The organism is Hyphomonas sp. TMED31 (genome assembly GCF_002172815.1).
Taxonomy (GTDB): Bacteria; Pseudomonadota; Alphaproteobacteria; order Caulobacterales; family Hyphomonadaceae; genus Hyphomonas; species Hyphomonas atlantica.
Map to the genome: position 1 here is coordinate 1 of NZ_NHCK01000015.1, position 22,794 is coordinate 22,794.

Annotated in this window: 21 protein-coding genes; 15 read left to right on the forward strand and 6 right to left on the reverse strand. The window is 60.1% G+C overall.

Annotated elements, in window-relative coordinates:
- The 3 genes from CBB91_RS02450 to CBB91_RS02460 form a co-directional block, all read right to left on the reverse strand.
- Positions 1-772 (reverse strand): DEAD/DEAH box helicase family protein (locus CBB91_RS02450; RefSeq protein WP_288145214.1); only part of this gene is annotated, 772 nt, incomplete at its 3' end.
- A gap of 57 nt (positions 773-829) precedes the next feature.
- Positions 830-1,213 carry a hypothetical protein gene (locus CBB91_RS02455; RefSeq protein ID WP_273011693.1) on the reverse strand — a complete coding sequence of 128 codons (384 nt, stop codon included), beginning with the start codon at positions 1,211-1,213 and terminating at the stop codon, positions 830-832.
- The gene (locus CBB91_RS02460; RefSeq protein ID WP_162176007.1) at positions 1,182-2,072 is read right to left on the reverse strand and encodes an AAA family ATPase; all 891 of its coding nucleotides are present in this window, start codon (positions 2,070-2,072) and stop codon (positions 1,182-1,184) included. Before CBB91_RS02460 ends, CBB91_RS02455 begins: the two co-directional genes overlap by 32 nt.
- A 505-nt stretch (positions 2,073-2,577) precedes the next feature.
- Here CBB91_RS02460 and CBB91_RS02465 point away from each other — a divergent pair.
- Positions 2,578-2,904, forward strand: coding sequence for a nuclear transport factor 2 family protein (locus CBB91_RS02465; RefSeq protein WP_273011696.1), 327 nt, complete (start codon positions 2,578-2,580; stop codon positions 2,902-2,904).
- Positions 2,905-4,089: 1,185 nt separating this feature from the next.
- Positions 4,090-5,550: a sigma-54 dependent transcriptional regulator gene (locus CBB91_RS02470; RefSeq protein WP_273011698.1), complete on the forward strand. Its 1,461-nt coding sequence runs from the start codon at positions 4,090-4,092 to the stop codon at positions 5,548-5,550.
- A gap of 66 nt (positions 5,551-5,616) precedes the next feature.
- On the opposite strand, the gene CBB91_RS02475 is transcribed toward CBB91_RS02470, so the two are convergent.
- Positions 5,617-6,588 carry a bifunctional helix-turn-helix transcriptional regulator/GNAT family N-acetyltransferase gene (locus tag CBB91_RS02475; protein WP_273011701.1) on the reverse strand — a complete coding sequence of 324 codons (972 nt, stop codon included), beginning with the start codon at positions 6,586-6,588 and terminating at the stop codon, positions 5,617-5,619.
- Positions 6,589-6,685: 97 nt separating this feature from the next.
- Entirely contained in the window at positions 6,686-7,594 is a 909-nt protein-coding gene (locus tag CBB91_RS02480; protein ID WP_273011704.1) for a hydrogen peroxide-inducible genes activator, read from the reverse strand.
- Between the two features lie 110 nt (positions 7,595-7,704).
- On the opposite strand from CBB91_RS02480, the gene CBB91_RS02485 reads away from it, so the two are divergent.
- The 12 genes from CBB91_RS02485 to murG all read left to right on the forward strand — a co-directional run bounded on the left by CBB91_RS02485 (position 7,705) and on the right by murG (position 20,688).
- A complete protein-coding gene (locus tag CBB91_RS02485; RefSeq protein ID WP_273011707.1) occupies positions 7,705-8,265 on the forward strand; it encodes a peroxiredoxin in 561 nt (186 codons plus the stop codon).
- 229 nt (positions 8,266-8,494) lie between these two features.
- A complete protein-coding gene (locus tag CBB91_RS02490; RefSeq protein WP_273011710.1) occupies positions 8,495-9,037 on the forward strand; it encodes a carboxymuconolactone decarboxylase family protein in 543 nt (180 codons plus the stop codon).
- A 421-nt stretch (positions 9,038-9,458) separates the two neighbouring features.
- The gene (locus CBB91_RS02495; RefSeq protein WP_273011712.1) at positions 9,459-9,971 is read left to right on the forward strand and encodes a hypothetical protein; all 513 of its coding nucleotides are present in this window, start codon (positions 9,459-9,461) and stop codon (positions 9,969-9,971) included.
- Positions 9,971-10,999 carry a 16S rRNA (cytosine(1402)-N(4))-methyltransferase RsmH gene (gene rsmH / locus CBB91_RS02500; protein WP_273011715.1) on the forward strand — a complete coding sequence of 343 codons (1,029 nt, stop codon included), beginning with the start codon at positions 9,971-9,973 and terminating at the stop codon, positions 10,997-10,999. The genes CBB91_RS02495 and rsmH overlap by 1 nt, the downstream gene beginning before the upstream one ends.
- The gene (locus tag CBB91_RS02505) at positions 10,996-11,337 is read left to right on the forward strand and encodes a septum formation initiator family protein (protein ID WP_273011718.1); all 342 of its coding nucleotides are present in this window, start codon (positions 10,996-10,998) and stop codon (positions 11,335-11,337) included. Before rsmH ends, CBB91_RS02505 begins: the two co-directional genes overlap by 4 nt.
- Positions 11,334-12,965, forward strand: coding sequence for a penicillin-binding protein 2 (locus CBB91_RS02510; RefSeq protein ID WP_273011720.1), 1,632 nt, complete (start codon positions 11,334-11,336; stop codon positions 12,963-12,965). The genes CBB91_RS02505 and CBB91_RS02510 overlap by 4 nt, the downstream gene beginning before the upstream one ends.
- Entirely contained in the window at positions 12,962-14,401 is a 1,440-nt protein-coding gene (locus tag CBB91_RS02515; protein WP_273011722.1) for a UDP-N-acetylmuramoyl-L-alanyl-D-glutamate--2,6-diaminopimelate ligase, read from the forward strand. The genes CBB91_RS02510 and CBB91_RS02515 overlap by 4 nt, the downstream gene beginning before the upstream one ends.
- Positions 14,398-15,831 (forward strand): UDP-N-acetylmuramoyl-tripeptide--D-alanyl-D-alanine ligase, encoded by a 1,434-nt coding sequence (murF, locus tag CBB91_RS02520; RefSeq protein ID WP_273011725.1) that lies wholly within the window; start codon positions 14,398-14,400, stop codon positions 15,829-15,831. Before CBB91_RS02515 ends, murF begins: the two co-directional genes overlap by 4 nt.
- Positions 15,831-17,024 (forward strand): phospho-N-acetylmuramoyl-pentapeptide-transferase, encoded by a 1,194-nt coding sequence (gene mraY, locus CBB91_RS02525; RefSeq protein ID WP_273011728.1) that lies wholly within the window; start codon positions 15,831-15,833, stop codon positions 17,022-17,024. The genes murF and mraY overlap by 1 nt, the downstream gene beginning before the upstream one ends.
- Positions 17,025-17,034: 10 nt before the next feature.
- A complete protein-coding gene (gene murD / locus CBB91_RS02530; RefSeq protein ID WP_273011730.1) occupies positions 17,035-18,450 on the forward strand; it encodes a UDP-N-acetylmuramoyl-L-alanine--D-glutamate ligase in 1,416 nt (471 codons plus the stop codon).
- A 38-nt stretch (positions 18,451-18,488) separates the two neighbouring features.
- Positions 18,489-19,598: a putative peptidoglycan glycosyltransferase FtsW gene (locus tag CBB91_RS02535; RefSeq protein WP_345906710.1), complete on the forward strand. Its 1,110-nt coding sequence runs from the start codon at positions 18,489-18,491 to the stop codon at positions 19,596-19,598.
- On the forward strand, positions 19,591-20,688 hold the full coding sequence (murG, locus tag CBB91_RS02540; RefSeq protein ID WP_273011736.1) for an undecaprenyldiphospho-muramoylpentapeptide beta-N-acetylglucosaminyltransferase: 1,098 nt from the start codon (positions 19,591-19,593) through the stop codon (positions 20,686-20,688). The genes CBB91_RS02535 and murG overlap by 8 nt, the downstream gene beginning before the upstream one ends.
- On the opposite strand, the gene CBB91_RS02545 is transcribed toward murG, so the two are convergent.
- Complete coding sequence (locus CBB91_RS02545; protein WP_345906711.1) at positions 20,685-21,173, reverse strand: DUF3291 domain-containing protein; 489 nt, start codon at positions 21,171-21,173, stop codon at positions 20,685-20,687. The genes murG and CBB91_RS02545 overlap by 4 nt on opposite strands.
- A gap of 190 nt (positions 21,174-21,363) precedes the next feature.
- Between CBB91_RS02545 and murC the strand changes: the two genes are divergently transcribed.
- The gene (gene murC, locus CBB91_RS02550; RefSeq protein WP_035554412.1) at positions 21,364-22,788 is read left to right on the forward strand and encodes a UDP-N-acetylmuramate--L-alanine ligase; all 1,425 of its coding nucleotides are present in this window, start codon (positions 21,364-21,366) and stop codon (positions 22,786-22,788) included.
- Positions 22,789-22,794: the final 6 nt, after the last annotated feature.

Here is a 22,794-nt window from a genome sequence, read left to right on the forward strand (position 1 = left end):
GGTCCTCGAAGTGGGCCGGGTAGATGTCGACCACGTCGCCCTTCACGCGGAATGTGCCGCGTACGAAGTTCATGTCGTTGCGCGTGTACTGATTGGCGACGAGCTGTTCGGCGACGGCGCGCGGATCAATGCGCTGGCCCTCTTCCAGCTTGAACGTCATCGAGGTGTAGGTCTCGACCGATCCGATGCCGTAGATGCACGAGACGGACGCCACGATGATCACGTCATCGCGCTCCAGGATGGCGCGGGTGGCCGAGTGGCGCATCCGGTCGATGGCCTCGTTGATGGAGGATTCCTTCTCGATATAGAGGTCAGAGCGCGGCACATAGGCCTCGGGCTGGTAATAGTCGTAATAGGAGACGAAATACTCGACCGAGTTCTCGGGGAAGAAGGATTTGAACTCGCCATAGAGCTGGGCGGCGAGCGTCTTGTTCGGCGCGAGGATCAGGGCCGGGCGCTGGGTCGCCTCGATGATCTTGGCCATGGTGAAGGTCTTGCCCGTGCCTGTCGCGCCGAGCAGCACCTGGTCGCGCTCGCCTGCGCCGATGCCCTCGACGAGTTCGGGGATCGCGGTGCGCTGGTCGCCCGCCGGCTCGTAGTCGGAATGCACCTTGAAGCGCTTGCCGCCCTCCAGCTTGACCCAGTCCCGGTCAGGCCGGTGCGGGGTCCAGTTGTCAGACGGCAGGGCGCCCGCAGCATCGCGCGCGAACCCATCAAGCGAAAACACGCTGGGCGCTTCAGAAACGCCTTTCGGGGGAGGGGGAGGAGCCATGCCGCCAGATATGGGGCGAGCGAGGGGAGGTGTCTAGGGTGTTCTTGTTGTGTTCGGCTATGCGGAGGCGAAGTTTGCATCACGGCGCCGTTGCCGTTTTATGCGTTCCAGCATTTCGGGTTTGGTCAGCTTAGCTGGCAAAGTAGAGCGGGTTTCAAACAGTTCCTTGAAGATTGCCTGAAGGTCTTGCTTAGTGACTTTGCGGGCAAGAGCATTCAATTCGGCGTCGAACTTTGAGGGCTCTGCTTTCAGTTCTTTCAACTTTCGGGTCAAACTAACATAGTCTTTCGCAGCAGAAGGCAGCTTCTGCTTATTTAGGAATGCGCTGAACTCCAAGATAGACATTGCGCCAAACCTCTTAAGTGCTTTCTCAAGAGCCTCAGCGTCAGCTGTACTGATTTCTAGAGTGTTAATCTTTCCAATCAGTTCTGTAATTTTCATCTTTTAGTCTCCGCAGAAGAATACCAGTAGCACGTTTGAAAACGCGTCTTGCTTCGCCGCTGACATAGTAGGCGATTTGGTCAGAATGCTGTGAGATAGATGACCGGTCTGGGATTCGTGCATTTCTAAGAACGAGTCCTTCTCTATGCCATGTATCTGAAACGGCATCTTCCACTGCCTCCAACTGCTCCAGTTCGGAGGGTTTGAACTTTGGAACTCGTCTGTTCGGTGGGTCTTGATCTATCATCGTGGGAATAACTCCCAAAAGGTTCAGGTAGGGGAAGAGTTCTGCGCGGTGTTCCTCAAACTCCTTTGATAGGTACCCGACAGCCTGCGCCGAGGGCTCATCTAATATCACTGGTATCACAACGTGCGTGGATGCGCACAAGGCGTTTATGGTGCTCGTGGTAAATCTGGGGCCGCAGTCAATAATTATGATATCCCAGTCATTCTGACAAAGGGGGTCGTGCAAAATCCGCTTCATCGCGAAACGAATATCGTAGGAGGACCCATCGGCTGCCCAATTTGCAAATAACTCCATCTCATCACGGAATAAAATGTAGTGAGCAGCCAATAGGCCTATGTTGGGGTGGCCGTCGAAACGGTGAATGTGCTGTCGCACCTCGGAGTAGGGGCGATCTTCCAACAATAGATACGAGTTTGCATCCAGGCGATCTTTATTCATTGAGGAGGCTACCATTAAGGAAAGCGTGCCTTGGTAGTCGAAATCTACGAAAAGTACTCTTGCGCCTTTGGTTTCAAGGTGAGCTCCCACGTTAGCGGCTACAGTAGTCTTTCCTACTCCCCCCTTCATGTTGATGAATGAGATTATGGGTGTGGAAACATCCGGCTTTTCCATTGGTTCTATGGAGCCCATACTCCGTTCGCGCAGCCAAACTTCTCTAAGTACTCGAGCCCGTTTTGGTGCGAGCACACTTGATCGCGTTTTGGTTCCAAACAGGCTTTTGAAAAAGCTTGTGAATCCGAACCAAGCGGACAGGATCCTTTGCAGTAGACCGCCAACAATAAGTATAGCTGCTAGAGACAACGATATAATGGGCCAATAGGACTCTGGAATGAAAGATGCGTACTGTTCGAGAAATTGAATTATGTTGTGCTGAATATCTTCCATATGCTCCCCCACTAGAGGTAGATAAGCATCAAGAAGAGTTCTCGTGAAGTACTCTGTGTAGGTGAAAGAGTATGTTTCGAACTCGCCTGATGGCGATTACACAAAATTGAGGCGAGCTAAATGCCCCCCCCTCACTCAATCCCGTATCGAGACTGTCCGTCGTCATATGGCGTTGGAGGTGACGCATGACTGGGACGCGGTTTTGGAGACGTTTTAGCATCTGCGGTATGAGATGCATGGGGGCGGGCAGGTGTTTGACGGGGCGGAGGCCGTGCGTCGCTATTTCGAGCTGTCGCGCACGCCCTTCCCGGACCAGGACAATGAAATCATCTCGATTGCCGCCGATGAGGCGGCCGACACGGTGCTGGTCGAATTCTGGTTAACCGGCACGCATACCGGCCCATTGAGGGTGGGGGACCGGGTGATCCCGCCNACCGGGCACAACTTCAGGGTGCGGATGGCGGCCTCGTTCGAGTTCGCCCCTGGCAGCGACAAGATAATTTGCGAAAGACCCTATTTTGATCAGGGCGCAGTTCTACGTGGGCTAAAGCTTGCATAAGTAACTATGCCCTGTACACATTCGTTAAGGGCTGGAAACCACTATAACGTCAAGCGTTGGACNCTGATGACCGACTTCGCAAATTTCAACCCTGACTTCGGTCGGGGCCTTCCTGAATTGCCACACAATGATGTTGTGCAGGATAACGTATCCGCCTGGATCGTTCTGGACGACTACACACAGGCCCGCAGCGTGCAGGTGCGCGATATCTGCGCAAAGGGCGCGTGGCTGCAAGTCGGGGGGTGGGGCAACCTTCCCGACACGTTTTACCTGCTCGTGAAAACCACGCCGGGCGATGCAAGCTTCCGCGTGGAGTGCGATCAGCACTGGCGTCAGGATGAAGTGGTGGGCGTGAAGTTTCGCCGCCCCCTGTCGCCGGCATTGCTGGCNGGAGTGGTGCGGCAACAGCCGGAAGACCTGTAGCAGGACAGGCGAGGGCCACGCCCTGCGAGGCGGCGCTTATGCGCCGTCTTTCTTGGCCTTTTCCTTCTTGCGCAATTCCCGCATGAGATCTTCCAAACGCTGTGATGGCGGGGCTTTCAGGCTGTCTTCAAAGGATTTTCTCAGCGCTTCGCGCAGAATCTCGTCCGAGCGCGAACGGCCCGTGCCATCACTATCGAAGTGGCGATTTCTCTTCGTCAGGATGAGTCTCTTCCCCGAGTTTCTTGCGCTCCCCCAAAGGGATACCCTACGCCAGATGAAGCTCAGCTGACTAGAAAGTTTTCAAAGCTTTGTCGATGCGGGTTTGCGGATTTTTTTTCCGGCTCTCGCAATTGTTATGCTCGACGGCTGAAGGCGGTCTCTCGTTGCAAGCGCACTGGCGCGCATGCGGTCGCGCGAGGGGCNTCGAGGTTCAGACTCGGTAAGCTTTGTGTTCTGTTTTGGTTANTACAGAACACGTACTTTCCANAATTGTGATTCAACTGTCAGGGGACGGTTAAAGTAGAGGTTCCCCTAACACGCGAGTTGAAACGTTCGGACACAAAGCGTGAATGATGTTCCATATGCCCGGGGCTGGAAAATTTTGCATCAAATTTGACCGATCCATTCAACGGGANTTCCACCTCAGTGTGTCAGAACGGGGCGTAACGATACGGGACGAACCTGTTCCGCTTTGTGTCAGACAGTGAATTTCACGGACCGACGAGCAGGTCGGGACGGGGGCATGGAAGGGTAGTATTTGCTATGGCAAAGACGGTTTTGGTAATTGATGACGATCCAACCCAGCGGCGGCTTNTACAAGCAGCAGTTGAAAAGGCCGGCTTCGCGTGTCGCACGGCTCCGGACGGTGANGCGGGGCTTGCNCTCGCGTCGGATCCGAAGGACGGCATTGATGTGGTCCTGCTGGACCTGACCATGCCGGGCCTGTCGGGCATGGACACGCTGGAGCGTCTTTCGGCCAAACGGTCNGACCTGCCGGTGATCATGCTGACCGCCACGAGCGGGATCGACACGATTGTCCAATCCATGCGTCGCGGTGCGGTCGATTTCATCGTGAAGCCCGCCAACCCCGAACGCGTCGTTGTCTCGATCCAGAATGCGCTGAAGCTGCAAACCTTGTCNGGGGAGGTCAAGCGCCTGTCCCGCAAGGCGGAAGGCGGCATGAGCTTTGACGACATGATCGCCAGCGCGGCGCCGATGCGTCAGGTNGTTCGCCTGGCTGAACGCGCNGCGAGCTCTGAGATTCCGGTCCTGATCCTGGGGGAAAGCGGTGTGGGTAAGGAAGTCGTTGCCCGCTGTATCCAGGGCGCGTCCGGCCGGGCCGGAAAGCCTTTCGTGACGGTGAACTGCGGCGCCATTCCGGAAAACCTGGTTGAGTCGATCCTGTTCGGCCATGAGAAGGGGGCTTTTACCGGGGCTGTATCAAAGTCGCTCGGCAAGTTTGTTGAGGCCGATGGCGGCACGCTGTTCCTGGACGAAGTCGGGGAGCTGCCGCTGGATGCGCAGGTCAAACTGCTCCGTGCCCTGCAGGAAGGGGAGGTGGACGCTGTTGGCTCCCGCCGCCCGACCAAGGTGGATGTGCGGATCATCTCGGCCACGAACCGAGANCTGTCGCAGCAAGTGTCCGAAGGCACNTTCCGCGAAGACCTGTTCTATCGCCTCAACGTGTATCCGATCGACATGCCGGCGCTGCGCGAACGGCGCGATGACATTCCGGCNCTGGTCGATCATTTCGTCAGCCGCTTCAATGCCAGCGAAGGCGCAAAGGTGTCCNGCGTTGCCGACGACACGATGAAGATGCTNTANGCCTATGACTGGCCGGGTAACGTCCGCCAGCTGGAAAATGCAGTCTTCCGTGCAGTGGTGCTGTGTGATGGTGATCAGCTGCGCCCGCAGGATTTCCCGCAGATCTCCGGCCAGATGCCGGATGTGTCCATGTTGCCGCAAACNCCTGCCGGCGTCATGCCAGCGGCTGCCGATACGGTGCCCCAGACCGGCGGTAATGGTCCGGTTGCCATTCAGGATGAGGTCGGAGAGATTCGTGCGTTGAATGATATCGAGCGCGATATCCTTCAGTATGCGATTGATTTCTATGAGGGGCATATGAGCGAGGTGTCACGTCGCCTGGGCATCGGGCGCTCAACGCTNTACCGCAAGGTGCGTGAGTATGATCTCGACGTGCGGGACGAGCGCAAGGCAAGCTAGGCCAAGGTGCAAAGGGAGTTTCCGGCCAAGACCGGACGGAAAGCCTCGCCACATCGGCGGGGCTTTTTAGTTGGGGGTTGGCATCGCATAGGACATGGTCACATCGCAGCGTTCATAGCGGTGGCCATAGCGGCGCATGATNTCCGCGTCATGCNGAAAGCCGTACTTCTCATACAGGCGGATGGCCGCNTCGCATTTTGAATTGGTCAGCAGGAACAGGTCCTGCACCTTCATTTCGCGGGCGCGTTTCAGGATCTGGCGCATCAGGAAGTCTCCGGCGCGGCGCCCCCGCGCGGAACTCAGGACGCCCATCTTGGTCAGCTCCACGCCGCCATCTTCCATAGGCATCAAGGCGCAGGTGCCAATGATGCCCAACTCCGGGTCGCGGACGAAGAGAATGGTACCGCCCTTGTCGATCACTTTCGCGCGCGGATTTTCGATCATGGCGATGTCTTCGGCCTCCAGCCGGAACATCTCTTCCACCCATTCGCGCGAGATGCGGTCGAAATGCGGGGCGAGGTCATCCGTGAACTCCACGTTTTCCAGCCCAGCGGGGTTGGCGACATGCTCGATCCGGGCAGAGAGCGGATGCTCGGCAAGGCGCGATTCCACGAGGCTGATTTCGGCAAGCANGTCATGGTCCGGAAACGCGCAGAGCTGCTGCGCGGCGTCGCGTACNGCGGGCCAGAAGCTGGCGCGCATTTCGGCGACGAGCGCCTGACCAGCGGGTGTAAGGAATATTTCCTTCTGGCGATTGTCGCCCTCAACNGCTCGCGTATCGGTCAGGCCCATGCCCTGCAAGGCATTGTGAATGCGCGTAATGGCGGGCTGGCTGACGCCGGTGGCCTCCACTGCGGCGGACACGCTGAGCGGCCCGCTCGCCTCCAGTGCGGCGATCAGGGGAAAATGCGTGGTCTGGATCGGATAGGCGCGATTGTCGAACACGCTGACCGCTTCGGCCTGNAGCCGGTCGGCGAGGCGTTTCAATCGGCTGGCCAGACCCAGATAGCCAACCTGTTCCAGAATATCTTGCGACATCGAGCCCATCCATAATCTGTTATATAACGCGTTATNNAATAGCCCCCGTGCCAGGAGGCGTCAATCCTTACGCCGTGACGANAACTGGGGNAGGGGACTAATGGTGCGTGGCGGCTTTCACGATTTCGCCNATCTTCCGGGCGTCGGCCTCTCGGGGACTGCCGGTGCGCCAGGCGATGCCGATCTGTCGTCCAACAACNGGGTTCACGAATTCCCTGAGCGNCACGTCNGGCCCGATATTCAGGCCATTGTTGGTCGCCAGCTTTGGCAGCAATGANACGCCGAGGCCGCCCGCAATCATGTTGACGAGGGTGCCGAGCGACGTTGCCGCAACCTGTTCGGTCGAGTTGCCCGTCTTCATGCGGCAGATGGACAGCGCATGGTCGCGCAGACAGTGCCCGTCTTCCAGCAGCAGCATGTTCTCGCCAGACAGGTCTTCAGGCGACANTGCATTCTTGTGTGCCAAAGGGTGAGAGGCGGGCGCGGCAAACAGGAACTCATCGTCGAATAGCGGCAGCATTTCGATTCCCGGCACGTCCCAAGGCAGGGCGATCAGGGCCGCATCCAGCGTGCGGGTCCGCAATTGGTCGATCAGGCGCGGGGTCTTCTCTTCGTGCAGGTACAGTTTCAGGGCGGGGAATTGCTCGCTGAGGGCCCGCACCGCTGCGGGCAGCACGAAAGGCGCAATCGTCGGGATGGCGCCGAGATGGAAGGGGCCTGTCAGCAAGGCGCCAGCGCTCTGAACGGATTGCACGAGGGAATGCGCGTCATTGATCAGAGCATTGGCGCGTGAAACGGCGAGTTCACCTGCATGGGTCAGCTTCGCGCCGCGAGGTTCGCGTTCGGCCAGTTTCACGCCGAGCAGGTCTTCCAATTCCTTGATGCCAGCCGACAGGGTAGGCTGCGTCACATGGCACGCTTCAGCGGCTCTGGAGAAGGATCCGGTCTCTCCAAGGGCCACTAGATACTGCAGTTGGCGGAGTGTGGGTATAATCATAGATTCCATCTATACCGGGAATGGAAATTATCAATTTTTCTTTTTGCCGCATCTGCGTAAAGGCAGCGCAACCGGGCCCACCGTCCCGGCAGCAAAAAATCTTACCCAGGAGAATCACTATGCTTGGCATTGGCGAAAAGCTTCCCGAGTTCACTGTCACCGGCGTAAAGCCGAAATTCATGCAGCATGAGCAGAACGGCGAGAGCGCGTTCGAGCCGATCACGCAGGACTCCTTTGAAGGCAAGTGGAAGGTCATCTTCTTCTACCCGAAAGACTTCACNTTCGTNTGCCCGACTGAAATTGCTGAATTNGCCCGTCTGGCTGGCGACTTCGAAGACCGCGACGCGGTTGTGCTCGGCGGTTCGACTGACAACGAGTTCGTGAAGCTGGCATGGCGCCGCGACCACGCAGACCTCGCAGAACTGCCAATCTGGCAATTCGCTGATACGCGCGGCGAGCTGGTTGACGGTCTGGGCGTGCGCGAGCCGTCTGAAGGCGTTGCCTATCGTGCGACCTTNGTTGTCGACCCACACAACGTCATCCAGCACGTCTACGTCACCAATCTGAACGTTGGCCGCAGCCCGGCAGACACGCTTCGCGTGCTTGACGCCCTGCAAACTGACGAGCTGTGCCCATGTAACCGCCCGGTCGGCGGAGAAACTTTGGAACCAGCTGCCTAGTTCGCGCATATACTGAGCGCACGCTGATACTCCCGGGAAGATGCTCCTCTCCCTCCCCCACCCCTAGGAGCGTCTNCCCATCAGCGTGACGCATGGCCCGGCAGGCCCATCGTCCACCCAGTTCCACGGACGTTGGCACTCCCCTCCCACCCAGCCTTACAGGCTTGTCGGGCCACTTCGCTCCCGTCACATCGAAATCTAATTACTGATCCCGGAAGGATGAGGATTCATGTCTATCGAGTCCCTGAAATCTTCGCTGCCTGNCTATGCGAAGGACCTTAAGCTCAATCTCGGTTCGTTGATGAACGAGCAATTGCTGAGNGACCAACAGAAATATGGCTGCTTCCTGGCCTGCGCCCATGCCGTGGGCGAGCCGCAGACGCTGACCGCGCTGCAGGCCGAAGCGGAAGAGAAGCTGAGCCCCGAGGCGATCAAGGCAGCCAAGGCGGCCAGCGCCATCATGGGCATGAACAATGTCTATTACCGCTCGATCCACCTGATCAGCGCACCGACCTACAANACCCTGCCAGCCAAGCTGCGGATGAATGTGATNGGCGCGCCGGGCATCGAGAAGGCAGACTTCGAGCTCTATTCGCTGGGCGTGTCGGCCGTGAATGGNTGTGGCATGTGTCTCGACGCGCANGAGGCCGAGTTGCGCAAGCATGGCNTGTCGGCGGAACAGGTGCAGGCAGGCATCCGTATCGGCGCGGTGGTAAATGCCGTGGCGCGCGTTCTGGCTGCAGAAGCCGTTACAGCGACCGCGCCGGCCTGATCTCAGTCAGGACGCTTTTGCTGATTACTTGAAGGCCTCGAAGCATTGCTTCGGGGCTTTTTCAATGAGGGNAAGCATTGCGCGAGTGAAAAGAGGNCGGNCTGCCCGATATCAGGTCGCTTGCGAAACGAACTGTGGAATTCATCAAAAAATGACATATCCGGCGTGATCAGGNCTGGCGGACCGGGCAGGGGGCTTCAGGAACCTGATTCACAACGGAAATTTTCGCAAAGCCCATACTGNCCCATCCNCNGGTTCTGATTTGTTCTGCTAATATTTGTTGTTTGTTCCTGCNCTTANGGCGTGTGGATANTTCGATTCATCCACAGCGCCCATTGAGGCCCATACTGTCCCATGATACTCCACGTTAATACATGGTTTACCCATGTGGGGTTGAGGCATTTCAAGACAGGGTTAGCGGGTGTTTGTTTCCACCTATGAAAGCGCAATTGATGCTAAAGGACGGGTNTCCATACCCGCACCCTTTCGCGCGGCGCTGGGTGGCGGAAATCGCATCTTCCTGTGGTCGGCACTGGATGGTTCAGGCTGTCTCGAAGGCGGCGGTGAAGCCCTGATGGCGATGTATCGCGCCACGCTGACGCGCCTTGCGCCCCACTCCCCTGCACGCAAGGCNCTGGTTACCCGCATCATCGCCGGATCGGCTGACCTCAAGATGGATGACACCGGCCGGATCAAGCTGACGGACGAACTGATCAAGGCGGCTGGCCTCGACGGCCGCGTGAAGTTCGCCGGCAATATGGACAGTTTCCAGATCTGGAATCCGGATCGCCATGCCGAGCACTTCGATGCGATGGCTGCCGAGGCCGCCAAGGAAGACACGCTGGAGGCGTTGGGCCAGGCCTATTCCGAAGTGCTGATGCAGCAAGCCAATGGCGGTGCAGCATTGAAGCTTGTTGATGGGGGAGAGGGCTGATGGCGTCAGATTCCCCAACCCTCCCTGCGGCGGACACTGGCCACAAGCCGGTCATGCTGGATGAAGTGGTCGAATGGCTCGCGNNGCGCGATGGTGACGTGATCATTGATGGCACATTCGGNGGCGGCGGNTACAGCCGGGCCATNCTTNCCGCCGCGAACTGCACCCTGCTGGCAATTGATCGGGATGAAGACGCCATTGCCCGGGCCAAGGCGCTTCAGGCGGAAACGGAACGACTCGTTCCGTTACCCGGATGCTTCGGTGACATGGATGAACTGGCCGAGGCGGCAGGTCATGAGGCTGTCGACGGTGTGGTGCTGGACATTGGCGTGTCCAGTTTCCAGATCGACCAGGCTGAGCGCGGCTTTTCCTTCATGAAGCATGGTCCGCTGGATATGCGCATGGGGGCAATCGGCCCGAGCGCTTCGGACGTGGTCAATCAGATGGCTGAGCGGGATCTCGCCAACATCATTTTCCGTCTGGGCGAGGAAAAGCAGTCCCGCCGCATTGCGCGGGCCATTGTTGCGCGCCGCGCCGACGCGCCATTCGAGACAACAACGGAACTGGCTGAAACAGTCGAGACCGCTGTGGGCGGGCGCAAGGGCGCGCGCATCCACCCGGCGACGCTGACCTTCCAGGCGATCCGCATGTATGTGAANGACGANCTGGGNGAGCTGGCCCGCGCGCTGCACGCTGCAGAGCGGATTNTGCGCCCCGGTGGGCGGCTGGTGATCGTCACCTTCCATTCGCTGGAAGACCGCCTCGTCAAGCAATGGCTGAAGAACCGTGCCGGCAAGGCGGGCAGCGGGTCGCGTCACATGCCGGTCGCTGAGCAGGGGCCGGGGGCGACCTTCGATCTCCCGGTTTCAAAGGCGATCCTGCCCGGTGCTAACGAAGTTGAAGGCAATCCGCGCGCACGGTCTGCCAAGTTGCGGGCCGCGATCCGGACCAGCGCGCCTGCCATTGAGGATGAAGCCAGCGACGGCATGAATTTGCCGCCCATCTCGGATCTGGAGGACGCCCTATGAGTCGCCGCGCATTCCTGTTTGGACTGGTCGTGATCGGCCTGCTGATTGTCAGCCTCTATCGGGCAAAATACGGCGCGAAGGATACCGCCGCTGAATTGATGGCCATTGAAGCCCAGATCGAAGCCGCAGAATCCGAAAAGGCGCTGCTTGAGACGGAGCTGTCTCATNTGAGCCGTCGCGAATGGATTGAAGAATACGCCCGCACCGAGCTGGGCATGGCGCCGCCGAAGCCGGAGCAGATGGCCTCTGAGGGCGATCTCGACGCGCTGGTGGGCGAGCCGAACAGCCTGGCTGTNAAGACCNCTGAANCCGATCTGGACGGGGAGGCGCCCGAGTGAGCGAAGCCTCCCGGAACCGGACACGGCTGGCTGGTCTCGCGATCGGCGCGCTGTTTGTCGTTCTGGCTGGAAAGGCCGGCTATCTCTCGCTTGCGGGCGAGAAGGCCCCTGCGCGCGGCGAAGGCCTGAAATCCGAGCGTGTGGTGCGCGCAGATATAGTGGACCGAAATGGTGAGCTGCTGGCGACATCTGTTAGCGCCTATTCGCTGGTCGCCAATCCGAAACTGATCTGGGACGGGGCTGAAGTCGCTGAGGCGCTGGCGACCGTGTTGCCGGACCTGGACGTCGAGGACATGACGCGCCGCCTGTCCGATCAAAGCCGGGAGTTTGTCTGGGTCGAGCGCGNCCTGNCCCCGCGCCGCCGCCAAGCCGTTTTCGATCTGGGCCTTGAGGGCCTTCGCTTCGAAGAGGAAAGCCGCCGGGCCTATCCGCGCGGCACGCTGGCCGGTCAGGTGCTCGGCTATACGAACATCGATGGCGTCGGCGCAGGCGGCATCGAATACAGNCAGAATGAACGCCTTGCCGCCGGTGGTGAGCCGGTACGCCTGACCATCGACAATGGTGTGCAGGCCGCGGTGGAAGCGGAACTGGCAATATCTGCCGTAGANCATGAGGCCGAAGGCGGCGCGGCGATCCTGATGGATGCGCAGACCGGAGAAATCCGCGCGATGGCCAGCTGGCCGCCCTTNGATCCGAACCGNTCCATCGACATCTCCATGACGGACCCCTCCCGCCTGAACCGGGCAACGGGCGCCGTCTATGAACTGGGCTCGATCTTCAAGCCGTTTACCGTCGCCGCCGCGCTCGAAGCGGGTGTGATCCATCCCAANGAGATGTTTGACGTACGCAAGCCGCTCGAAATTCGCGGCTACAAGATCGAGGATGACCACCCGCTCTATGGCGATGCGGATGTCACGCACATTATTTCCAAGAGTTCNAACATCGGCACGGTGCGGATCAATGAGAAGCTCGGTCCGCGCCGCCAGCAGGATTTCCTNCGCCGTGCTGGCCTGATGGAACGGGCAGCCATCGAACTATCCGGCAGCTCGGCGCCCATCCTGCCGGAACGCTTNGANGATCTCTATTCNGCAACCGTNTCCTATGGGCACGGCATTGCCGTGTCGCCCATGGCGTTCCTTGCGGCCTTCTCATCCTTTGCAAATGGTGGAGAGCGGGTTCAGCCGACCCTGATCATGGACGCCACGCGCGAACGGCCTGAGCCTGTGCGGGTCATGTCCGCCCTGACCGCAGAAATTGTGAATGTGATGATGCGCGAAGCGGTGGTCACCGGCACTGGCAAGAATGCCGAAGTGGCCGGCTATCGCGTCGCCGGAAAGACCGGCACCGCAGAGAAGCCGGTTGATGGCGGATATTATGATGACCGCAATGTCACGAGCTTTGCGGCAGTCTTTCCCTATGATCGCCCCCAATATGCCCTGATCGTCACTCTGGATGATCCGAAGGCCGGATCGGAGATCGGCGCGACGGCGGCGTTCAATGCGGCTCCGGCAGCGGGACGGATGATCGAGCGCGTGGCTCCGCTTCTTGGGCTGGCCCCACGCTTCGAGGATATCCGCCCGGCTGGCGCAGCCCTCCGCTCCGGCGAGGAGAAGAGGAGTTCCTTGTGACCAGTTTGAAAGACCTGTTCCCGCTCATCGAGCAGGGCGATATCGAGATCAAAGGCATGACGGCAGACAGCCGCCGTGTCGCGCCGGGCTATCTGTTTGCTGCGCTGAAGGGCACTGTGTCGGATGGGCGGGACTACATCCCGCAAGCTATCGAAAAAGGCGCCGTGGCAGTCCTGTCCGAGGGNGGTGTGGATGTNNCGGGCGCAGCGCACGTTATTGCAGACGAACCACGTCGGGCGCTGGCGCTGGCGGCGAAACGGTTTCATGCCGCGCAGCCGAAGACGATTGCCGCCGTGACGGGAACGAATGGAAAGTCGTCCACGGTCGATTTTTGTCGCCAGATCTGGGCCAATGNTGGGCTGTCTGCTGCCTCGATGGGCACGCTCGGGGCCATCGGCCCGANGGGCAANATTGATGTTGGCCACACAACACCAGACCCGGTGACCATTCACGAGACCTTGNACGAACTGGTCGGGCAGGGGGTNAGCCATTGCGCGATGGAGGCCTCCAGTCACGGCCTGGAACAGCACCGCCTGGATGGTGTGGACTTGTCGGCAGTGGCGTTCCTGAACTTCACGCAGGACCACCTCGATTATCATGCGACGATGGAGGAATATCTCGACGCGAAGCTGCGCCTGTTCCGTGATTTTGGCGGTCAGGGTATGCCGGCCATTGTCAATGCNGACAGNGACCATCGTGACGTGTTCGAAAAGGCCGCGACAGATCATGGCCTTCAGGTCGTGTCGTTTGGCTGGCGCGGGGAAGACCTCTGGATTGACGAGATCATGCCGCGCGCAACCGGACAGGTGNTGAACCTGTTCTGGCGCGATGTGGAATGGAAGCCATTTGAGCTGCCCCTAATTGGAGAATTCCAGGCGCTCAACGCGCTCGCGGCGGCGGCAATCTGCCTCTCGCTCGGCATGGAGCCGGAGCAAGTGGTCGACGGGCTGATGAAACTTAAGCCCGTAAAAGGNCGGTTGGAACTCGTCGGCAAGACCGAGGCAGGCGCGGGCGTGTTCGTGGATTATGCTCACACGCCGGATGGGCTTGACGTNTTGCTGCGGGCTGTTCGTCCGCACACGGCCGGGCGCCTGAAAGTGATTTTCGGCTGCGGCGGGGACCGGGATGCGAAGAAACGTCCGCTCATGGGCGAGATCGCCGCGCGCCAGGCCGATGATGTGATCGTCACGGATGACAATCCCCGCTCCGAAGACCCGGACCAGATCCGGCATGCCATTCTCGAAGCNGCGCCGGACGCGCGCGAGATTGGTGATCGCGGCGAAGCGATCCGCACGGTGATCGCAGAACTGCAAAAAGGCGACACGCTTGTCATCGCTGGCAAAGGGCACGAAACCGGCCAGATCATCGGCGCGGACGTGATCCCGTTCTCTGATCAGGAAACGGCGCTCGACGCCCTGAAGGGAGTTGCCGGATGAGTGCGCCGCTCTGGACATCTTCAGACATTGCGCTCGTGACGGGCGGCGCTGCGACAGATCCCTTCGCGGTGACCGGTTCTGTGTCGATCGACACGCGCAGCCTGAAGCCAGGCGATTTGTTCGTTGCCCTGACGGACCAGCGCGATGGCCATGACTTCGTTGAAGCGGCGTTTGCCGCCGGGGCGGCGGGCGCGCTTGTTTCGCGCCGGGTCGGTTTGGGGCCGCAAGTCGTGGTCGAAGATGTGCTTGCTGCGCTGGAGCANATGGGCGTGGCCGCGCGGGTACGCTGCGGCGCCCATCGCACGGCGGTAACGGGCTCGGCTGGCAAGACCAGCGTCAAGGAAATGTTGGCGCAGATCTATCGCGCCTTCGGCCCGGCGCACTGGAATGTCAAAAGTTTCAACAATCACTGGGGCGTGCCACTGACGCTGGCGCGCATGCCGGAAGAAACCACCCGCGCTGTCTTCGAGATCGGCATGTCGACGCCGGGTGAGATTGCGCCGCGTAGCCAGATGGTTCGTCCGCACACCGGCATCGTCACCTGCATCGCCGGGGCGCATCTTGAGGGGCTTGGTTCACTCAGCGCCGTGGCGCATGAGAAGGCCGACATTTTCAGCGGGCTGGAAGCGGGCGGCACGTTTATCCTGCCCGCGGATGACGAATTTTCTGAATATCTGGCCGGGCGCGCGCGGCGCTTTTGCCCAACCGGGAATCTCGAAAGCTTTGGCCGCAGCGCCGAGGCCACGGCTCGCGTCGTCGGCTATGAGACCGATGGCAATGAAAGCCGCATCCAGTTGGACATCGTCGGCAAGCCGGTTCTGGTCACCATCAACGCTGTCGGCGAGCATTGGGCGATGAACGCGGCGGCAGCCGTGCTGGCGGCCAGCCAGTCCGGNCTTGCNGTCGAGGATTGCGCAGAGGCGCTNACAGGNTACACGCCGCCCCCGGGACGCGGNACGGCCGAACAGATTACCCTGCCACAAGGCGGNGCGATCACGCTGATCGACGATGCCTATAATGCCAACCCGGCCAGCATGCGCGCCTCGCTGTCAGCCCTCCAGCGGCGCAGTGGCGGACGACGCCTGATTGCGCTCGGCGAGATGCTGGAAATNGGCGATACATCGGATGCGGAGCATGCAGGCCTGGCTGATCCGGTGGCAGATACCGGGCCAGCTGCCATATTCCTGTCAGGCGACAAAATGACTCATCTGGCGGACTCACTTCCGCCCCAGTTCGAGCCGATCTGGGCACGCAATTGGGAAGAGCTGTGGAATCCTCTGCAAAATGCACTCCGAGATGGAGATGTGCTCTTGATCAAGGGNTCGAATGCGTCCGGGATGGCGAAACTAGCTGACCGACTTCGCCAATGGAGCGAGTCGGCAACGGGTAAGATGGAAGGCGGGGCAGAAGGCACCGCGAAGGTTGGGTGATGCTGTATGAGTGGCTGGCCGCAGACAGCGGTATATTCAATGTTCTGAACTATATCACCTTCCGCTCGGGAGCCGCCGTGGTGACGGCGTTCCTTGTGACGGTGATGTTCGGCGACGCGATGATCAACTTCCTCCGTGCCCGGCAGGGTAAGGGGCAGCCGATCCGCGACCTGTCATTGGAAGCCCAGCTCTCGAAGCAGGGCACACCAACCATGGGCGGCTTCCTGATCTGGTTCGGCCTGGTCATTGGCGTATTGCTCTGGGGCAATCTGAAAAATCCGTACATCTGGGTCACCCTGTTCGTGACCCTGTCCTATGCCTTCCTCGGCTTCCTCGACGATTTCGCCAAAGTTTCCAAACAGACCGATGCGGGCGTCTCGGCCAAGCTGCGCCTGCTGGTCGGCTTCGGCATTGCGGCGCTGGCCTGTGCCTTCATNATGGGTTTGCACGGCGCACACACACCGGCNGGNCATGCCGAATGGGGNCCNCTNAACGATCTGGCAAAGACCATCGCCAGCCTCGCGCCAAAGACGAGCGTTGAGCCTGCTGACCCGGCCTTTGCAGGCGGTGTGGCCGTGCCCTTTGTGAATGACTATTTCTTCCCGCTTGGCGCCTTCTTCATCCTGTTNGGAATGATCGTTGTGGTCGGCAGTGCGAACGCCGTGAACTTCACCGATGGGCTCGACGGGCTGGCCATNGTGCCGATGAGCTTTGCCGCCGCNTCCTATGCGCTGATCGCCTACCTGACGGGTAACTTCGTGTTCGCTGATTATCTCGGCATCCAGTTCACGCCCGGCACNGGGGAACTGGCCGTTCTGCTTGGCGCCATGATTGGCGCGGGCATGGGCTTTCTCTGGTACAATGCCTACCCGGCCAAGGTCTTNATGGGCGATACCGGCTCGCTGGGCCTCGGCGGCATGCTGGGCGTCGTGGCGGTCGCGGCCAAGCATGAGTTCGCGCTGGTCATCATCGGTGGCCTGTTCGTGCTCGAAGCCTTGTCGGTGATGATGCAGGTCGGCTGGTTCAAGATCACACGGAAACTGACCGGCGAAGGCAAGCGCATCTTCCTGATGGCGCCGCTGCACCACCACTTTCAGAAAAAGAACTGGCCAGAGACGCGCGTCGTCGCCCGGTTCTGGATACTGTCCGTCCTGTTCGCCCTCGCGGGCCTCGCAACCCTGAAGCTGAGGTAAGTGGAGACTTATGATTCCGATTACTGAATATGCGGGAAGAGATGTTGCAGTGTTCGGCCTTGGCCGGACAGGCCTCTCGGCTGCCAAGGCCCTGAAGGCTGGCGGCGCGCGTGTTCATGCCTGGGATGATAATGAAGAGACCCGCGCCAAGGCAGAGGCCGCCGGCCTGACCTTGTCGGACATCAACAAACGCGACTGGCAGACCTTCGCGGCGCTCGTGCTGTCGCCGGGCGTGCCCTACAAATTTCCTCAACCACACCGCATCGTGCGCATGGCGGAAATGACCAATGTGCCAATTGTCGGTGANATGGAGTTGTTCGCCCGCGCCGTGCAGGCATTGCCGGAACGCGGCCGCCCGAAGATTGTCGGCATCACCGGCACGAATGGCAAATCGACCACGACGGCGCTGATTGGACATATCCTGAAGCAGGCNGGCNGGGATGTGCGCATCGGCGGAAACATCGGCACCGGCGTCCTGGACCTGGCGCCCCTGCATGCCAATGCGGTCTATGTGCTGGAGCTNTCNTCNTANCAGCTGGATCTGGTGAAGAGCCTGCATTGCGACGTGGCCGTCCTGATGAACATCACACCGGACCATCTGGATCGTCATGGCGGCATGGAAGGCTACCAGGCNGCGAAGATGCGCATNTTCCAGAACCAGACAGANCGCGATGTCGCTGTNATCGGGTTTGACGATGTGATTACCCAGTCCATCGCCATCGGNCTGTCGGCAAATGGCCCGGCGCGGGTCNTGCAGGCCTCGTCCACCTATGCGCTTGGCCGAGGCGTCAGCGCCGTGGACGGACGGCTTTACGATAGTTGCAACGGGCAGGCCCAGTACATTGGCAATCTGCGCGACTGCATGGCCNTGCCCGGACGCCACAACCATCAGAACGCTGCGGCGGCCTATGCGGCCTGCCGGTCGCTTGGCCTGGACCAGCAGGCGATCATGGACGGCCTGCGCACCTTCCCTGGTCTTGCGCATCGTCTGGAAATGGTCGGCGAGATCGATGGCGTGAAATTCGTCAACGACTCCAAGGCAACCAATGCCGAGGCAGCCGAGCAGGCGCTGAAGGCCTACAAGAACGCCTACTGGATCGCTGGCGGCGTGCCCAAGGCCGAAGGTATCAAGCCGCTCGCGCCCTTGTTCCCGAACATTACGAAAGCCTATCTGATCGGTGAGGCCGAGGAGCCATTCTCTGCNACGCTGAGAGGGCNGGTTGCTGTTCAGTCCTGTGGCTCGCTCGAAAAAGCAGTCGCGGCNGCATTTAAGGATGCAAAAGCGGTCGGAGACGAAAATCCGGTCATTCTTCTTTCACCTGCCTGTGCGAGTTTCGACCAGTTCCGCGATTTTGAACATCGCGGAGATGTGTTCCGGAGCATCGTTCAGTCCATGATGCCGCAGGAGATAAAGGAGTTGGCTTGACCTACGTATCGTCCACCCCACTGCTCGCACGCTCGGATATGTCCTGGCTGACCGAGTGGCGGCGGACGCTCGATTGGGGCCTGCTCGGCGGCGCATTCTTTCTNATGGCAATTGGCCTGCTCCTGTCGCTCGCGGCCGGGCCATCGGCGGCGACGCGCATTGGCTATGACGATCCCTATTTCTTTGTTCTGAGGCAGGTCTGTTTTGTCGGGCTGGGCGCGATCATCATGGTTGCGGTCAGTATGCTGGACCGCGCCTGGGCCCGGCGGTTTGCCACATTCGTATTCGTCGCCAGCCTCGCCTTGATGTTCTTCATCCTGCTCTACGGNCATGAAGCCAAAGGCGCGCAGCGCTGGCTGCGCATTGCCGGCTTTTCGCTCCAGCCGAGCGAGATGGTGAAGCCGGCCCTGATCGTTCTGGGTGGCTGGCTATTGGCGCAACGTGAACAGTATCCGGATGGTCCCTGGGCGGTAACGGCTTTCCTGTTCTATGCGGTCACGCTCGGGCTCTTGCTGTTGCAGCCGGATGTCGGCCAGTCGGCCCTTTTGACGGCGGCCTTCGTGGTGACTTTCTTCGTCAGCGGGCTTCCGTGGAAATGGGCGGCCGGGTTCGCCNTCGGTGGCTTGGGGCTTGCGACATCCCTTTACGCCTTGCTGCCGCATGTGCGGTATCGGGTGAACAGTTTCATTGATCCCAGCTCCGCAGACACCTACCAGATCGACCGGGCTGCAGAGGCAATTGGCCGGGGTGGCCTGTTTGGCGTCGGTCCGGGGGAAGGCCAGGTGAAGATCCATCTGCCGGACGCGCACACGGATTTCATCTTCGCGGTCATGGTCGAGGAATTCGGTCTTGTGGCTGCACTCGTGCTGATGGCCATTTTCGTGTTGCTGATCCTGAGAGGCTTCCGCGCCAGCTCTCGTCTGCACGATGGGTATGCACGGGCGGCAAGTGCCGGACTCTTCACGCTATTTGGCCTTCAGGCTGCCATAAACATCGCGGTAAATCTGGCTCTGATACCGCCAAAGGGCATGACACTGCCTTTTGTGTCCTATGGCGGCTCGTCCATGATCGGGACGGGATTGACACTGGGCCTTGCGCTGGCACTTGTGCGCGGACAAGGTACGCGCACAAGGGGCCGGTATGGCTGACACGAAAGACAAGCTCGTCATCATCGCAGCAGGGGGAACCGGGGGGCACATGTTCCCCGCACGCGCCTTTGCGGACGAGATGCGCGCGCGTGGCTGGCGGATCGGCCTGATCTCTGACAAGCGCGGCGCGAAATATGCCAAGGACTTCCCGGCAGACTGGTTGGAGCAGGTGCAGGCCGCCTCTCCGAACTTCCGCAAGCCCTGGACGCTGCCGAAGGCGGCCATGAAGATCAATGCNGGCATTAATCGCGCCAAGAAACTGATGTTCGAGTCGCGTCCGATGCTGGTGGCAGGGTTTGGCGGGTATCCGGCCTTTCCAGCACTTGCAGCGGCGCGGCGGATGAATGTGCCGATCATTATTCACGAACAGAACGCTGTCCTGGGCCGGGTGAACCGGCGCTTTGCGCGGCAGGCCAAACTGGTGGCAAGCGGGTTCGAGCGGCTGGACAAGCTGCCATCCTGGAGTGCGCANCTGGCGGTCGGTAATCCGGTACGAGAAGCCATTCTCGCGCGGCGCGATGATCCGTTCCCGTCTACGGACGACAAGCTGACCATTTTGATCACTGGCGGCAGTCAGGGATCAAAGATCATTGGCGAGACAATTCCGGCGGCGATTGTTGATCATATCCCGCCACCGCTGCAATCGCGCCTGCGCGTGATCCAGCAGGTTCGCAAGGAGCAGTACGCGTTTGTCGACAATATGTATCGCCGCGCGAAGATCGAGGCGGAATTGTCGCCATTCTTTTCCGATATGCCGGAGAAGCTGTCGCAAGCGCATCTCGTCATTGCACGGTCCGGGGCGGGGACGGTGTCGGAGATCGCGGCGGTGGGTCGGCCCAGTATTCTGATCCCGCTGGCCATTGCCATGGATGACCACCAGGCCGCCAATGCCGAGGCGCTGACAGAGATTGGCGCGGCAGACATGGTGCTGGAAACCAATCTCTATCCGCAATTGCTGGGCGGGCTGATCACAGCGCGCTTGCAGGATACGGACGAACTGAAACAACGCGCGGCCAAGGCGAAAGCGTCAGCAAAGATAAATGCGGCCAAGGAGCTTGCCGACATGGCAGAGCGGGTGGCGGAGCTTTAGGCTACCCGAGGGGCGCAGGCGTGCGTCCTGTGCATCTTCGCGTCGCGCAGCCATTCCCAACCGAANGCGGTGTCGGAATCGCCATGCTCGCGGCGATGCGCAAGGCGNTCCATCGCTTCGTCCAANGTTGGCTGGTGGCCTTCCGGCACCCACCACATCACGAAATGCATATCCCGCANCATCTCGAACCATTCAGTCCGGCGCTCATAGAANTTGCGGTGAATGGTGCCCCAGACGAAGGTTTCGAGGCTTTTGACGTCTTCCCAGACGGTCAGGTTGGCGACGAACTGCGGGTCGTCGCCGATTTTCGCCTCGGTGTTGCCCTGGCCGGGCTCGCCTGAACCTTCCATCATCCAGACGAAACCCGGCATGGATTTGCCGATCCCGTTGACGAGGTCGAGATTGTCCATGAACTCCTTGACGCGTGGATCATCAGTCGGGGCGGCGAGGCGGCCGACATTCANCTGGGCCAGATGCATGTTCATGATTGAGGCTCCCAAACCGTTGAAGCACCCGAATCGCGCCTCATTCCAGTCATGTTGGGACTGCATCTTCTGGGTTCAAGAATATCGCTGGCAGGTTTCATGAATGCGTCGTGCAGAAGCAGCGCTTGCTTCCCGCTCCCGCGTCACGGTATCGCTAGGCGTTCCCGCTTTCTTATCTGGACGATCACGCATGACCTCTCCCACTCCTTTTGACCTTGGCCCGGCGCATATTGTTGGCATCGGCGGCATTGGCATGTCCGGCATTGCGGATGTGATGATCACGATGGGCTATGAGGTTCAGGGTTCGGATATTCGTGAATCCGACAATATCCAGCGTCTGAGAGAGCGCGGCGCAAAGATCTTCATTGGCCACAAGGCCGAAAATGTGAAGGGTGCCGGNACCGTCATCATCTCCACGGCGATCAAATCCGGAAATCCCGAAGTGGACGCCGCCCGCGCTGCCGGCATTCCGGTTGTGCGCCGTGCCAATATGCTGGCAGAGATCACGCGCCTGAAATACACGGTCTGCATCGCCGGAACGCATGGCAAGACGACGACGACCAGCATGGTCGCGGCGCTGCTGGATGGTGCGAACATCGACCCGACCGTCATCAATGGCGGCATCATCCATGCCTATGGCTCGAACTACAAGGCGGGCGAGAGCGACTGGATGGTGGTCGAAAGCGACGAGAGCGATGGCACCTTCGCCAAGCTGCACCCGACCTGCGCCGTGGTCACGAATATCGACCCGGAACATATGGACCATTATGGCAGCATGGAAAAATTGCGCGAGGCGTTTGATACCTTCGTCGAGAACTTGCCTTTCTACGGATTTGCCGTCCTGTGTACGGACCACCCGGAAGTGCAGGGGCTGGCCGCGCGGGTGACAGACCGCCGGCGCATCACTTATGGCTTCAACCGCCAGGCAGATGTGCGGGCCATCAATTTGAACACCGACCTGTCCGGCGCGCATTTCGATGTCGCCCTGCGTCGTCCGGGCTCGGCACAGCCACGCATGATTGAAGGGCTGACCCTGCCGATGGCGGGCGAGCACAATGTGCAGAACGCCCTGGCAGCTGTGGCCGTGGCACTGGAGCTGGGTGCGACGGATGAACAGATCCGCACTTCGATGGGCCAGTTCGGCGGGGTAAAGCGCCGCTTCACCCAGGTTGGCGAATGGACGCCAGTCGAGGGCCAGCCACCTGTGCGCATCATCGACGATTACGGGCACCACCCGGTCGAGATCTCAGCCGTGCTGAAGGCCGCGCGCGCGATGCAAGGGCAGGGCCAGCTGATCGCCGTGTGCCAGCCGCACCGCTATACGCGCCTGCGCGACCTGTTCGAGGATTTCTCGCGCTGCTTTGACCAGGCCGACCATGTTCTGGTCGCGCCGGTCTATGAGGCGGGTGAAAGCCCGATCGAAGGCTTTGACCATGAAACGCTGGTCACCAGCATTGCACGCAATGGGCATCGCGGCGCTGCAACGATCGAATCTCTCGACGCGCTGCCGGCAGTGCTGAAGGGTGTGGCAGAGCCCGGCGCAATGGTGGTTTGTCTCGGCGCAGGCGACATCACCAAGTATGCTGCAGACCTCGCAGAAAAGCTGTCAGGCTGACGCAGC

What these genes read in the sequence shown, in the direction of transcription:
- CBB91_RS02455 (WP_273011693.1), bottom strand. Translation starts at nt 1,213, where the DNA reads ATGAAAATTACAGAACTGATTGGAAAGATTAACACTCTAGAAATCAGT.
- CBB91_RS02460 (WP_162176007.1), bottom strand. Translation starts at nt 2,072, where the DNA reads ATGGAAAAGCCGGATGTTTCCACACCCATAATCTCATTCATCAACATG.